The sequence below is a fragment of the Pseudalkalibacillus sp. R45 genome, from assembly GCF_052246725.1.
Classification (GTDB): domain Bacteria; phylum Bacillota; class Bacilli; order Bacillales; family Fictibacillaceae; genus Pseudalkalibacillus.
The window spans coordinates 45,985-60,539 of record NZ_JBQQCL010000013.1 but is presented as its reverse complement, the minus strand read 5'-3'; the positions used below and the strand labels follow the sequence as shown (position 1 = coordinate 60,539).

At 42.1% G+C, this 14,555-nt stretch carries 11 protein-coding genes and 1 pseudogene; 6 read left to right on the top strand and 6 right to left on the bottom strand.

All coding sequences use genetic code 11. From position 1 onward, the window contains the following. Window positions 1-115: 115 nt before the first annotated feature. Window positions 116-1,366 carry a hypothetical protein gene (locus tag ACTWQL_RS18570; protein ID WP_443143915.1) on the bottom strand — a complete coding sequence of 417 codons (1,251 nt, stop codon included), beginning with the start codon at window positions 1,364-1,366 and terminating at the stop codon, window positions 116-118. Then, a pseudogene (locus ACTWQL_RS18565) lies at window positions 1,353-1,904 on the bottom strand (sigma-70 family RNA polymerase sigma factor); the annotation flags it as partial. The gene ACTWQL_RS18570 and the pseudogene ACTWQL_RS18565, both read right to left, overlap by 14 nt. A 162-nt stretch (window positions 1,905-2,066) precedes the next feature. On the opposite strand from ACTWQL_RS18565, the gene ACTWQL_RS18560 reads away from it, so the two are divergent. From ACTWQL_RS18560 to ACTWQL_RS18540, 5 genes are all read left to right on the top strand, one after another. Further along, the gene (locus ACTWQL_RS18560) at window positions 2,067-3,395 is read left to right on the top strand and encodes a methyl-accepting chemotaxis protein (protein ID WP_443143914.1); all 1,329 of its coding nucleotides are present in this window, start codon (window positions 2,067-2,069) and stop codon (window positions 3,393-3,395) included. A gap of 172 nt (window positions 3,396-3,567) precedes the next feature. Continuing rightward, window positions 3,568-5,088 (top strand): spore germination protein, encoded by a 1,521-nt coding sequence (locus ACTWQL_RS18555; protein ID WP_443143913.1) that lies wholly within the window; start codon window positions 3,568-3,570, stop codon window positions 5,086-5,088. 23 nt (window positions 5,089-5,111) lie between these two features. Continuing rightward, window positions 5,112-6,203 (top strand): GerAB/ArcD/ProY family transporter, encoded by a 1,092-nt coding sequence (locus ACTWQL_RS18550; RefSeq protein WP_443143912.1) that lies wholly within the window; start codon window positions 5,112-5,114, stop codon window positions 6,201-6,203. Then, window positions 6,200-7,276, top strand: a complete 1,077-nt coding sequence (locus ACTWQL_RS18545; RefSeq protein WP_443143911.1) for a Ger(x)C family spore germination protein — start codon at window positions 6,200-6,202, stop codon at window positions 7,274-7,276. Before ACTWQL_RS18550 ends, ACTWQL_RS18545 begins: the two co-directional genes overlap by 4 nt. Before the next feature lie 68 nt (window positions 7,277-7,344). Beyond that, complete coding sequence (locus ACTWQL_RS18540; protein ID WP_443143910.1) at window positions 7,345-7,686, top strand: DUF3905 domain-containing protein; 342 nt, start codon at window positions 7,345-7,347, stop codon at window positions 7,684-7,686. Between the two features lie 289 nt (window positions 7,687-7,975). Here ACTWQL_RS18540 and ACTWQL_RS18535 read toward each other — a convergent pair whose 3' ends face one another. From ACTWQL_RS18535 to ACTWQL_RS18525, 3 genes are all read right to left on the bottom strand, one after another. After that, window positions 7,976-8,749 carry an SDR family NAD(P)-dependent oxidoreductase gene (locus ACTWQL_RS18535; RefSeq protein WP_443143909.1) on the bottom strand — a complete coding sequence of 258 codons (774 nt, stop codon included), beginning with the start codon at window positions 8,747-8,749 and terminating at the stop codon, window positions 7,976-7,978. A 128-nt stretch (window positions 8,750-8,877) separates the two neighbouring features. Continuing rightward, window positions 8,878-11,514: a cyanophycin synthetase gene (gene cphA / locus ACTWQL_RS18530; protein WP_443143908.1), complete on the bottom strand. Its 2,637-nt coding sequence runs from the start codon at window positions 11,512-11,514 to the stop codon at window positions 8,878-8,880. Next, the gene (locus tag ACTWQL_RS18525) at window positions 11,511-12,338 is read right to left on the bottom strand and encodes a cyanophycinase (protein ID WP_443143907.1); all 828 of its coding nucleotides are present in this window, start codon (window positions 12,336-12,338) and stop codon (window positions 11,511-11,513) included. The genes cphA and ACTWQL_RS18525 overlap by 4 nt, the downstream gene beginning before the upstream one ends. 221 nt (window positions 12,339-12,559) lie before the next feature. On the opposite strand from ACTWQL_RS18525, the gene ACTWQL_RS18520 reads away from it, so the two are divergent. Continuing rightward, window positions 12,560-13,063, top strand: coding sequence for a hypothetical protein (locus ACTWQL_RS18520; protein ID WP_443143906.1), 504 nt, complete (start codon window positions 12,560-12,562; stop codon window positions 13,061-13,063). A gap of 572 nt (window positions 13,064-13,635) precedes the next feature. Here the strand turns inward: ACTWQL_RS18520 and nadE are convergent. Next, window positions 13,636-14,460: an ammonia-dependent NAD(+) synthetase gene (gene nadE / locus ACTWQL_RS18515; RefSeq protein ID WP_443143905.1), complete on the bottom strand. Its 825-nt coding sequence runs from the start codon at window positions 14,458-14,460 to the stop codon at window positions 13,636-13,638. Between the last annotated feature and the right edge of the window lie 95 nt (window positions 14,461-14,555).

Below are 14,555 nucleotides of genomic sequence, written 5' to 3'. Positions count from 1 at the left end.
AATGCTTTGTTAAAAAACTTTGTTGATTTTAAGCAAAATTTACGACACTCCTGTGGGAAAAGCGAGCCAGGCGAGACCCCGCAGCGAGAAAAAAGCTGCCACAGTTGGCAGCTTTTTATTGATGCGATATGACATTCGGAGCTTTCAGGACAGGGAGTGGCTCAGTTAAATTATACGGTCCTACCTCCTGTACGTTTGAACCAAAGAAATAGACTTGTTCATATCCAAACTGATGTGCTGTTAACAAAATGGATTCAATCATTGCCATGTACATTATGTTATTTTCAAGCCTTGATCCTTCAACAAGTTCGACTATTGCCATCTTTTCCTTTTCACTAATTTGTTTTATGAAAATGTTAGGTTGTATCGCTTCTTCATCTCCAAAGCCACTGGTATCCATTTTCATTGATCTCACAATTCCTTCTAACGATGTCGGTTCTTGAGAGTCATTCGCTTTGATCCTTTCACCAAGCACCAGGGTTCCTTTTTTTGTAACCAAAGTACTGAATCCTTTTTCTGGACCTTTGATATCAACTTCTTCTATAGGCCCGAAGTGGGAAAACTCGTAGCCTGGCTCTCCATTGGTTCTGAACATCACCTGCTTATACCCTAGACTATAGGCGGTATGGTCAACCGTATCCATAAACATTCGTTCACCTGTTGTTCCCTGGATGGTCCCCGGTTCGATATCAAGGATGAGCTCATTCTTTTCTGGATCATCTGAAACTTTGACTCTGTCACCCTTGTGGAATTCTGTTGCAAATAAACCCATTTCCTCAGTATCAATCTTTTGGAATGCCTCACGTAACGCTTCGATTTTCGGCAATCCTTTATCCGCAATATAACTGACGGGCACTACGTTCTCAGCCCCTTCATCCGTATAATAGACTGTGATCGCCTGTTTATCCTCAGGCACTTCGACTGCCGCTGAATGATAGGTGACGTTATTACTTTCATACGCTTTCGGTTCGATTTTACTCTCTGCAGGCTGCTGTTCTGCCGGCTGTGCTTCCCCCTCTTCTGGGTCAGCAGCTGGTGGAATGGATTCTTCTGGTGTTTTCTTTTGTATCAAAGGAGTTGCCTTCTCTATTTCCGAAGAACCCTTTGAACTGTGGTTCATTTCACTGCCTGGAGTTTTAAAAACGGTTTCCTTCAGTACAGCAGGTGAAATGATGGCAGCGATGAGCAGGACACAGGCAGCAGCAAGTATCGGCATGAATTTAAAGGACTTCCGTTTCGTTTTTTTTGTTTCAATTCGACTTTCGATCTTTTCAAACAACTCTTCTTTCGTCTGTCGATCCTCCACTACAGGAAAATCACGAAGTGTTTGAATGATCTTTTCTTCGTTCCAATTAGACTGTCCCATTTGACAATTCTTCCTCCTTCTTGCTGTCCTCAAGAATGCTTTTCAACGTTTTAAGTGTCCTGTGCTGTACAGTTTTGACTTTTCCTTCAGACCAACCCATGATCGCTGCCGATTCTTTTATACTAAAACCATGGATATATCGTAGTAATATCAACTGACGATGCTCCTCTTTACATTGTGATAAAGCCTCATACATTTGTTTGAAAGATTCATTCTGTTCAAGGATTTCATCTGGTAATTTATCAGGATGGATCAGTTGATTTTCTCTTTCTTCTACGTCAAATGACCCTATGATCGTTTTTCTCTGTCTCTTTTGTTTTCTTATATAATCGATCGCTACATTTCGTGCGATTGAAAATAACCATGTTTTTTCACTGCTATCCCCTTTGAACTTGTCATAGGAGTTTATAACTTTTATATAAACGTCTTGGACGAGTTCTTCTGCTGCATCTCGATCTCGTAACAAATAAACAAGAAATTGAAACAGCGATTGGTGATAGTCCATATATAACCGGTTAAATATATGCTCCACCACGGCTTTCTCCCCCTCTTACTATTAATAGTCGATTTCTACCTGAAAAAGTTTCAATCTCAAATAAATTGTTTGGAAACATGGCGCTTACAGTCAAAGTTTTCCGATAATTACCGATATAAGATATAGATTACTTGGCTTATCTATATGAATGGAGGAACATATATAATGTCCACGAAAAGCTCAGCCATAACGAACAAGGATGCATCCTTCAACTCTCTACGGTCGTTGAAGAGTGTTGGCGTTAAACTATTTTTGGTATTGCTCGTCAGCTTGATCATCAGCATCCCTATATCTACAGTCCTCAACGGCTTGATTTCAGGCCTGGTTGATGATCTTTCTACAAGTGTCGCTTTTGTAATCAATACGATTGTCAGCCTTATTGTTACTTCATTCCTGATCATGCTTGCCGTCCGATTCCTGATTTTGAATCCTTTATATGAAACGGTTCGTACCATGAAAAAAGTTGCAAGTGGCGACTTAAGGACGAAGCTTGATCTTCAAACTAAGGATGAATTCGGACAACTTGCCAATGCATTCAATCAGATGACCAGGAACTTACGGGCACTTATTGAAGATGTACGGGTCAATAGTGATCAGGTTGCGGAAACATCAAAACAATTCATCAATCAGGTTCAGCTCACAAGTGCTTCCACACAGGAAATCAATACGATGCTGCGAGAAGTGGCAACAGGGGCTGGCACACAGTTGAGCGAAGCAGAACAAACAGCCCAGATCATGGATGAAATGACCGCTGGAATACAACGGATTGCTGAATCCGCCTCAATGGTTGCTGAAATGTCCAACAAAGCGACAGTTGAAGTCGACTCTGGTAAGACATTCATCGTAAAAGTAAGGCAGCAGATGGATGCGATCGACTCAGTCACCGACAATGTAGCAGAAGAAATCCAACAACTCAGCATACAATCAAAAGAAATCAATCAGATTGTCAATGTCATAACCGAGATTGCTAATCAGACGAACCTGCTGGCACTGAATGCAGCGATAGAAGCCGCACGTGCAGGTGAACACGGAAAAGGATTTGCCGTCGTAGCGAAAGAGGTCCAAAAGCTTGCTGAACAATCCGAGCAATCCGCTTCACAAATCTCTGAACTTGTCAAACGCATCCAGACACATACCCAACAAACCGTTTCGGTAATGAACAGCGGTAAAAAAGAAGTCGAAACTGGAACAGTGGTGATCGGAGACGCTGAACAATCCTTTGAAATAATTGCAACGATCATAGAAGAGGTTGCCGGACAAATCCAGGACGTTTCCGCTTCCGTAGAAGAAATTTCTGCGAGCTCTGAGCAAGTCCACACCTCTACAACGGAAACGGCACGTATCGCACGCGAATCAGCAGAACGTACGCAACAGGTATCTGCCACTACAGATGGTCAGCTTGCCACAATGGTAGAAGTCAATAACCAGGCAGACTCTTTGACGACAACAGCACAAGCTTTATTGAAATCCATCAAATCCTTCAAGTTTAATTAAAAAGGACCTTTCTAGAAAGGGACTGTCCTAAAGAAAAGTGTCAGACACTTTTGGGACAGCCCCTTCTTTTTATGCCTGAAAACTGTTAAGAGTTTATTCCAGTATCGCATACTTGTACTAACAATTGGAAAGCGTAAGGAGTGATAACTTAGGTTCGGAAAGGAATTTTCGGATGATAAAGAAACTGCTTCAAAAGTGGACGGACTCTTCCCAAAAACAAAATGAAAAAGACGGCAATGAACCTCATACCCTTTCTGATCTCTATGAACTTGCTTCTAATTCCAAGGATTTCGAACGATTTGAATTAAAGAATGAAAACAGCACAATCCATATTTCTTATATAAAGACATTGATTGATATGGACACACTACACCGTGATATTCTTCCTTATATCCAACATGAAAAACAACGGAATTTAGAAGATTTAAAAAGGGATATTCCAATTGATAACATCCTTCAATCGGATAAGGTACCCGAAATAAAGGAAAAACTCCTTGCTGGTTATATCATTCTTCAATTTGATCGTAACTCTGATGAATGTTTATTGGTAAAGGCTCTTTCTGTATCGACTAGAGAAGTTGCGGCACCTGAAATTGAATTCAGCGTTCTAGGACCTAAAGAAGCATTTGTCGAATCACTCGACACAAATTTACATCTGATCCGAAAAAGATTACCCACATTACACCTGACTGTTGATGAAATGAGAATAGGAACGACTTCGAAAACATTAGTGAGTGTAATTTATATAAAAGGCATTGCTAATGAGGAGAATATCAATACTGTATTACAACGAATCAAGGAGATCGAGTTTGATCAGATTTTGGACAGTTCTTTCATCACACAACTGATAGCAGACAATCAAAATTCACCCTTCCCTCAGTTGATCGACTCCGAGAGACCCGATCGTGTTTCAGCAGCATTGGCAGAAGGCAAAATCGCAGTACTTACGGAAGGTTCTCCCCATGCTTTGATCGGTCCGACAACACTGATCGAGTTTTTTTCATCGTTTGAAGATTATTTTTTGAACTGGCACGTAGCGACCACCTTCCGGGTCATCAGGATGTTTTCAGTCATGTTCTCTGTTTTCGCTACACCGCTCTATGTCGCGGTATTGACTTATCATTATGAATTGATACCTAAAGACTTGTTGGGAATACTGATTACTTCACGGAGTAATATCCCGTTTCCACCTATATTAGAAGCAATCATACTCGAACTCGCAATTGAATTATTGCGTGAGGCTGGAGCCCGGCTACCGACAAAAGTTGGGCAGACAATCGGTATCGTAGGGGGGATCGTCATTGGAACAGCCTCAGTTGAAGCTGGACTAACGAGTAATGTCCTCCTCATCATTGTCGCTCTTGCCGCATTAGCTTCTTTTACGACGCCAGTTTATAAAATGGGTAACACCATCAGATTGATCCGATTCCCTTTTTTGTTTTTTGCACAATTTTGGGGATTATTAGGAATCATGATTTGTTTCTGTTTCTTGCTTGTGCATCTACTACGCCTTGAATCTCTTGGACGGCCTTATATGGAACCTCTATACCCACCAAGAATCCAAGATTTGAAAGATACGATTGTACGCCTTCCGTTCTCTGCACAATCCTTACGACCGATCAATTTACAAACTGAAGACACAAAGCGCTTCAAAAAACAAAAGGCAAAGAAAAAAAAGGATATAGACGAATAGGACAGAAAGGAGGAAGATCTTTGATGAGCTCTACTATAAAAGAACGATACAAAGTCTCGGCAAGCATGGCTTTTTTCTTGATTCATACGATGCAAATCGGTATTGGCATTCTAGGGTACGAACGGTATATAGCCATGGACGCCGAATATGATTCCTGGATTTCCATCATCATTACAGGTCTTTCTATCCATCTGATTCTGTGGATGATGTATACAATGTTAAATAAGGAAAAGGGCGATATAATTGCAATCCATGCACGTGCGTACGGGGAACGTTTGGGTAAATTTTTCAGTTTCCTATTTGCGATTTATTTCTTGTTGATGGGCGTCACTGTCATGCGCAGTTATCTCGAAGTTGTTCAAGTCTGGATGTTCCCTGATATGAACCTGCCTTTCTTCCTTTTGGTCTACATATTTCTTATTTATTATACAGTATCAGCAGGTTTCAGGATCGTCGCGGGAATCGCATTTTTCGGTGTCACACTCCCAATAGTCCTTATCTTCTTTTTATATTTTCCATTGCAATATAGTGATTGGGACTATCTTCAACCGGTTTTCAATCATTCCATCAAAGATATCTTATTATCTTCCAAGGTTGCAACCCTGGAGTATATTGGGTTTGAAGTGATCCTGATCCTGTATCCTTTTCTAAAAAAAGCTGAGAAATCACAAAAATGGGGCCATTACGGCATCCTTTTTTCAACCTTCATCTATGTCATCGTAGCAGTGGTATCGTTCTCTTTTTATAGCCAAGAACAGCTTGGAAGGACGATCTGGGCTACGTTAAGCATGTTCAAGATTGTCGAATTTCCATTTGTCGAACGGTTTGAATATATCGCCATCACGATATGGGCATTAATCACATTTCCGAACATCTGCATAAGTCTATGGTGTGCAGGCCGTACCCTTAAAAGGACATTCAGTATAAGGCAAAGGAGTTCATTGATAGTCATGCTCCTTATCGTTTATATTCTTCAGCTTTTGATATCTGATCGTGAAACGACAGATATGTTTATTACTGCTATATCCCGATTAGGATTTTATTTGATTTATTTCTATATCCCGTTCCTATTCATCGTCTTTCATCTCCAATCACGAAGGAGGCACGAACGATGAAACAGTTTATATCGTTGATCATGATTATCAGCTTACTTCTAACAGGCTGTACGACTGAAAAGGAAATACTTGATGATATCAACCTGGTCACACTGGTCGGTTTCGAAAGGGTCGATGGGCAAACACAAGGGACAGCTGCTGTCCCACAATACCAGCCTGATGGATCGGTTAACAATGATTACTTTACTGCTGTCGGTGAAATCAACCAAGATATCAGACAAAAATTAAATTTACAAGCACAACGCCCTCTCGCCAACGGAAAGATTGAGATTGTTTTGTTCGGAAAGGAGTTTGCACAAGGAGGTGTCATTAAAACCGGTGATGAATTTCGGAGAGACCCGAGTGTCAGTGCCAATTTAAAGCTGGCGGTTTATGATGGTAATGTCCATGATTTCATAATGGAACATAGACTCCCTAACCAGGATCTAGGGATAGCCTTGACAAGACTGATCGAACAGAATTCACAACAAGAAACGTTTCCCCGTACGAACATGCACCTTTTTTTCAGATCTTTTTTTACAGAAGGTAAAGACCCATTTTTACCTTTATTAGGGATAAAAGACAAGAAAGTCTATTTGAAAGGGGTCAGTCTGTTCAAGAAAGGAAAGATGGTAGGGGAATTACCTGCCTCCGATCTATACATGTTCACCCTTCTTCATAACGGTTTCAATAGTGGCAGCTTGATCGCAAAAGTAAAAGAACTGAATGGAGAAGTTTCGTTAGGGCATATCGATGCTGAACCCAAAATCGAATTCAAGGGAGATGTGGATTCACCACAAGTTACGTATACTATCAAATTGAACGCACTAATAAATGAACACTCAGGTGATATTAAAGGAATTGAAAAAAAGGTGAAAGTCATTGAGAAGTCAGTCAACAAAGAATTAAAAAACAAAGCTGAGAATCTAATCAAGTCTTTGCAAGAACAAAACTTGGATCCATTAGGCATCGGGAAAAGTGCAAATGCACACTACCGTAATTGGAACGAAAAGCAGTGGGATGAGATTTACCCAGATCTTAATGTAAAGGTGAACTTCAAAACCAATATCCTTCAGTCTGGGGTCATGCGTTGAGGTGTATTGACATAAAAGCACATCTGTTAGTCAACAATAAGGGTATCCTCTTTTTGGAGGTGAGCCGAATGGGTAATGGAAAGGATAGAAATCCATCAATTGACGGAACGTTGCCTCATCAAGCTAACGCGCCTGTTTTTGAAAATGTTGATAAAGATAAACGGAAACCTTTTGTCAACTATTACGGAGTGACGATTGGGGACAGTCATTACGAATCGGAAAACTCTCCGCTTGAAAACTGGAGTGATGAAACCGATCCTGAAATCATGTCCGGTGATGAATGGATTCATCCGTATAATGACATCGGTTGGAATTCAACTGAAAACAGGGAACTAGCTGAGGAAAACCGTATACCCAAAGGAAGTCCTTTCATGCATCCGACAAAAGATGTAAGCTATGCAAGGGACTGAATTGAGTCAGAGAGGCTGACCAGATTTTTTGGACAGCCTCTTTTATATTTTTTACTGCGATAATCTCGCTGAGGATGTCTCGCCCCTCAGCGGAAAATTAGAAGACATCTTCCGTTATCTGTGACAAAATGTAGTGTTCTCGAATATTAGAGGACAACTGTTCCGCTACTCAGCTAAAATTCATGTGTTTAATCGTGTTTTTCGGTAAATAACGTCTCTGGTGTCCTCTAATTTCTGGTTAAGGGAAAAAGCTTGGCTAACCAAGCTTTCCAAATGAAAATGAACTTTCTCAAAATCCATAGATTGTCATCCCGCCATCGACAAATAGGGTTTGTCCTGTTACATATGAGGCTGCGTCTGAAGCTAGAAATACCGCTGGTCCAACCAATTCCGGCAGCTCACCGACACGCTTCAATGGCGTGCGGGACAAAATGCTGTTTAAGTATTCCTCGTCCTGAAGGAGCTTTTCAGTAAGTGGGGTTTTGAAATACCAGGGTCCGATCGAGTTGACCTGTATACCGTGCTCTCCCCATTCCAATGCTAGATTTTTAGTCATTTGGATCATCGCCGCTTTCGTTGCAGCATAGACCACCCCTGTGCGAAGTGCGGTCGTTCCTGCAACAGAAGAAATGTTGATGATTCTTCCAGTGCCGTTATTTTTCATATGATGAGCAAACTTTTGGGAAAGCTGGAATGCTGAACGCAAATTTGTATCCATGATCGTCTGCCACTCATCTTCTGTTACCTCTAAGGCTGGGGTACGTATGTTCATTCCCGCATTATTAACGAGGATATCAACCTTCCCGACTTCATCCATCACTTTTTCCACCGTATCATTTACTTCATTTATGTTTGTCAAATCTGTTGGATACACATATGCTTCCCGTCCTATTGAACGGATCGCTTCAGCAGTAGCTTGAAGATCCTGCTCTGTTCGGGAAAGAAGCACTACATCAGCACCTGCTTCTGCGTACCCGATCGCAATCGCTTTTCCTATTCCCCTTCCAGCACCCGTTACAACTGCAACCTTTTCATCCAATCGAAAATTGGGTAATACGCTCATCTCCATCATCCTCCTATGTACAAAAAATAAAAGTCAGGCCTATCTATACTTTCAAGCTTACACCAACTTATTTTGGATGCAAACTTTTGTACAGATTTGCCTGACTTCTGTTTGATTTTATTAAATCCTTACAGTGAAGAGGTTTTTCGGTATCTGTCAGCGAATTCGGAACGTTTTCGTTTATGTTCCTTGAAGAAACTTTCCACCGCGTTGAATGAATCGTAAAGGAACAAAAGCAGATCCCCCGGCTTTGAGGTTTCCCATGCTTTTTGGAACGCCCGAATTTCATCAAGCTCAATGATCCTGCGGCTTGAAGGCAGCCGTTTCGCTAACACTTCATCCAGAATAGCCGCCACTTCCTTCGGTTTTCTACCTCGCAAGTTGCCATCTTCTTTTATCACGACAATATCGGTTTCATTCCCGATGATTTCAGCCATATTTCGAATATCCTCATTCAACCGGTCGCCTGGTGCTGATACAGCGGTAATCAGCCGTTCATAAGGAATCGCTTTGATCGTGTTATAGATCGCCTTTAGACCAGCCGTATTATGTGCATAATCGACGACAATTGTCCTTCCATCCTGATCGATTTTATTGAACCGACCAGGGCTTTGCAGGAAGTCCGGGAAGAAGGTGAGCGCTTTTTTGCGCAGCATTTCCTGAGAGACACCCAGTAAATGAGCAGACGCCAATGCTTGCAATAGATTGCTTATATTATGCTTGGCGTAGCCATTAAAAGTAATTGGAATCTCAGCATACTTCATAAAACGCTCCGACTTACCGTCTTTCTCGTGGAATATCCAGTCACCCTGGACATACCAGCATTCCTGATTGTTTTCACGGTGTTTACGTAAATAAGCATTATTTTCATCCAAAGAAGTGAAGACGACAGCACCACCGGTATAATCCTTCATTTCTGCCACGGCTTTATCGTCAGCATTCAAAATGCAATAGCCATCCGGATGGACGACTTCTGGTATCAATCGTTTTAGCTTCCGAAGCTCTTCGATTGTATCGATTCCATCTAATCCTAAGTGGTCTTCTGAAACATTCGTGACGATTCCAACATCGCAAAAACGGAAGGCTGTCCCTTCACGAAGCATACCGCCTCGAGCGGTTTCAAGAATGGCCGCATCGACTTCAGGGTGATGAAGAACTTTTCGGGCACTGACTGGACCGCTGCAATCCCCTTTATCGATACAACGATTGCCAATATAGACGCCGTCCGAATGAGCCATTCCGATCGTCTTTCCTTTTTGCTGTAGAAAGTGTGAAATCAGCCTTACTGTTGTAGTCTTCCCATTTGTTCCTGTTACAGCAACGGCAGGGATGACTGCTTCCTCCCTACTTTTAAAAAGGTAATCGACAATCGCCCCGCCGACATCCCTGGGAGTCCCTGAACTCGGGTAATGATGCATCCGGATCCCAGGTGCTGCGTTAACCTCGAGAACTGCAGCACATCCCGGACGGTACTCAGCTGTTATATCCTGGACAATCATATCGACCCCTGCAATATCCAATCCGATTGCACGCGCGGAGCTTTCTGCAATCTCCTTGTAAGAGCGATGCACTTTATCCGTTATATCAATCGCCAGACCACCTGTTGATAGATTGGCATTTCCTAAGACATTAATAATTCGTCCCTTGTCGAGAATCGAATCAAGATTCAATTGTGCCTGACGAAGATAATTTTCGACAGAATCATTGATCGGAATTTTCGTCATCGGTTTTTCATGTCCAACCCCGCGTAATGGATTTTCATTTTCTTTTTCAATCAAGGTTCTTATTGAATCGCTTCCATTACCAACGACATATGGGGGAAGGCGTAAACTTGCTGCGATAAGTTGACCATCAACCACTGTAAAACGATAATCGTCCCCTGTATAATAGCGCTCAAGGATCACTCTATCAGTATCTTTATGATAGTTATAAGCAGCAATCAACTCTTCTTCTGTACGTATATTCGTCAAAACACCCTGCCCTTGATGGCCGTCGATCGGTTTGATGACGAGTGGGTATTCGAGGCGTGCCGCTTCCTGAAGCAATTCCGACTCTGATGAGATGACGCTTCCTTCTGGAACAGGAATACAAACGTCATCTAAGAGCGATTTCGTCATCACTTTATCGCAAGCGTACTCAACTGCCAGAAAGGAAGCTTGGCTGGACATTGTCGCTTCCATCCGTTTTTGTTTCCGACCAGTACCGAGTCTTAGAATACTGTCATTTGCGAGTTGTTCGACCGGAATTTTACGCTCATAGGCAGCTTTAAAGATCGCCTCTGTACTCGGACCCAGCTTATGGTCATAATAAAGCTGCTCGACTTTTTTCACATAGGGCTCGATGGAAACAGGTTGTCTTTCAAGAATATGATTGACGATATCCATTGCCGCTTCGAAAGCATAATAGCCTGACTCTTTTTCCTCGTAACGGTAGGTCACATAATAAATGCCTTCCCGCTCACTCGTGATCGTTTTTCCTCTTTTCACTCCAATACCAGCAAGCGATTGCAGCTCGATTGCCATATGCTCAAGGATATGTCCCATCCAGGTACCTTCACGTAAGCGTTCGACAAACCCGCCTTCATAGCCTCGGGAGCATGTATGTGTATTCAAGGTAGGCATGACTTCCAATAGCGTATCTGTGAATCCAGGAATTTTATTGGATGGCATGTCTTCTAGTTCTTCAATATCCAACTCAAGCCAAATGGTCGGTTTATAGCTGTAATAGTTTGGCCCAGAAAGAAATTTCACTTTATTGATTTTCATTGGGCAGATCCCTTCTCTTTCTTGATTAACTTGCGGCTCTCCAAGTCAAATTGATAGCCTTTTGCAATTGAATGCAGCTGCACACCTGTAATTGTTACTTCATCACTTTCGGCTTCGTCTGCAATATCGACAAATGAAAGTTTGCAACCATCTATTACAGTTACAGAATGTTCGCCAATCACTTCAAAGTACCTGCCGCCATCCCTCACCCAAATGGCTGTGTTTTCATCAATTCCGACTCCTATTACCTGAGGGTTTTGCGCAATGGCATATAATAGACGGCCAAAGCGGGCTCTCTGAGAGAAGTGCTGGTCGATGACAACATCTTCGAGGAATCCAAACCCCACACCAATTTCAACGTGGACCTTATCATGTTTCAATTTGGTCTTCCCGGATACGATCATATGTCTGCTCATGATCGCTGCTCCCGCACTCGTGCCTGCAATAATCATTCCATTTTGCCAGGCTTTTTGGACTTCTTTGAAAAAAGTGGTACCGCCAATGATGCTTGATAATCGATTCTGGTCTCCACCAGTGATGAAAAGAGCTGACAGTCCATTGACCTGCTTAATAAATGATTCGTCTTCAGCTTTTTCACGGTTATCAATATGTAATAGATCCACCTTAGAGGCACCTAGCTTCATAAAAATATCCCGGTATTCTCCACCTACTTCTTCTGGATATCCAGTTGGAGTCGTAAGAACACCAATTGTGCCACCGCTAGCTTTCGTGTCTTCAACGAAGATCGATAGGACTTCCAAATCGCCTTCCTTATCTTCATTCCCGCCGATAATAAATAAGTCCCCGCTGCCTTTGATTGTCACGCTTCATCTCATCCTTTAACATGAAGTGATATCTTATACCCAAATTTTGGGCGCGCAAAACCGAAAAATCACCCACTTTTCAAAATGAGTGATTTTTACTAGTTTATTCAATTTTTCCTAATCTTATACACATGCATTAGGTACAGCGTTTTAACGGGAGTTCGTAAGGTTTTAGAGCATATAAAATGGTACAATGTTGGCAGATGAGGTGAAGCTTTACTATGGCAAACAAGGCTATGCGTTTTTTGTATCGATTGAATGTTTATCAAAGCACAATTATTCTTACTCTTTTGTCGATCCCGTGGCTTTTCTACTTATTGCTGCAGCCCAGGACAATTTCTACAGCCATTAATTGGGCTTATACCGCTTTGATTTATTTTATCCTCTCATTCATACTTTATCTCTTTTTACAATGGATCAGCCGGTCGGGAAGGTCTAATTTCCGCAAAAAGTTAGTCATCTTCACACGGATATACATACGATTCCATGTAGCAGCTGCACTCCTGGGAGTAACATCGCTTCTGATGCATGTTTTAATTATGGTTCAATTCGGGTTGATCGGGTCAAGGGAAGGATTATCCGGAATGATAGCCATCGGAGGTCTGGTCGTTCTTATTTTCACAGGTTATCTACGGAAGCGGAAATCATCCGGCAAGCGTCGTAGATTCCACCGCTATGCGGCTTATCTTTTTTTGTTTTTCGTACTTATCCATATGGTACTCTGAAAATTTTTTCGAAAAAATATAATCCGGTTTCTTTAAGCAAAATTCGCGACACTAGAGCATGATAAACACAACGCACAGCCATCAAGTTTTCAGTTAACGGACACCACAGCCGTTATTTATGAAAAAAGCAGCTGATTTTCTACGATATTTGCGAAATAAGGTCCCTGGTGTCCGTTAAGTCTGTAAATTTCCAATATATTGGCCAAATAAGGTCTCCTGTGTCCGTTAACGGGCTAGTACAACTCGGTTTCATCGAGGATAGAGGTCGCAACTAAATTATTTCAGGAATGGATGTCCGGTTCAACGGCCAGTCACTTGAATCACTTCAAACTTCCTGATGTGGTCGTCACAATGATTGACACCCTTGTGATAAGTCCACGCAGAACCAAGTCTTGGTTTGGTTCGAGCCGCCTCGTCAGTTTTCCAGTGACCTAGGTTACTGAGCGGGCCGCTTCGGCTTTTCTAATGGCTGCGCAGAGAGAGTAGATTTGAAGAAGTCTTTAACAAATCCAAATGTTAAAAACCACGAATAGAATATAAATTCTCCGTGGTTTTCTCTGCTCAATATCGATTTAACTTTTCCACCAGTCATCGTATAGGGTAACTTCGCCTTCACGCTTATGACGAGTTTTCAAATAATGGTTTTCAAGTGTATTCCTCGCCTCTGGATCAATTTCCTTACCCTCTAAATAGGCATCAATTTGTTCATAGGTGATACCAAGCGCTTCTTCATCCGGAAGTCCGGGGCGGTCATCCTCAAGGTCCGCAGTAGGGACTTTCGTATATAGCGCTTCAGGAGAACCCATCTGTTTCAACAGCATTTTTCCTTGCCTCTTGTTCAGACCGAACAAAGGAGCTATATCACATGCGCCATCTCCATGCTTCGTGAAGAAACCTGTCACTGCTTCTGCACCATGATCAGTTCCAATCACCAGGAGGTTGTGATGGGCTGCAAGATCATACTGGACCTTCATACGTTCACGAGCCTTCGTATTCCCTTTCAAAAAGTCACTCAGTTCTTCACCTATTCCTTCCCTGAATGCACGATACGAAGCATCCACTGCTTCTTTTATATTGAAGGTTACGGTCTGATCCGGACCAATGAAATCAAGGGCATTTTGCGCGTCATCCTCATCTTTTTGCACTCCATAAGGCAGCCGCATTGCAATGAACGTGTAGTTCTCTCCGGTTTCTTCACGTAATTGTTCAACGGCGACTTGAGCAAGCTTCCCAGCCAGTGTAGAGTCTTGTCCACCGCTGATTCCGAGGACATAGCCTTTCATTCCCGTCTTTTTCGCATATTCCTTTAATAAGTCTACGCGCCGTTCAATTTCTTGTTCAGGTAAAATGCTCGGTTTTATTTGTAATTCTTTAATGATTTCATTTTGTAAACTCACACTTTTCCCTCCATAAAGATTATTGAAGTCTACAGATACCATACCCTATTTTGTTTTATGTACACGGCAACCGCGACTTTCAGCCTATAAAATGG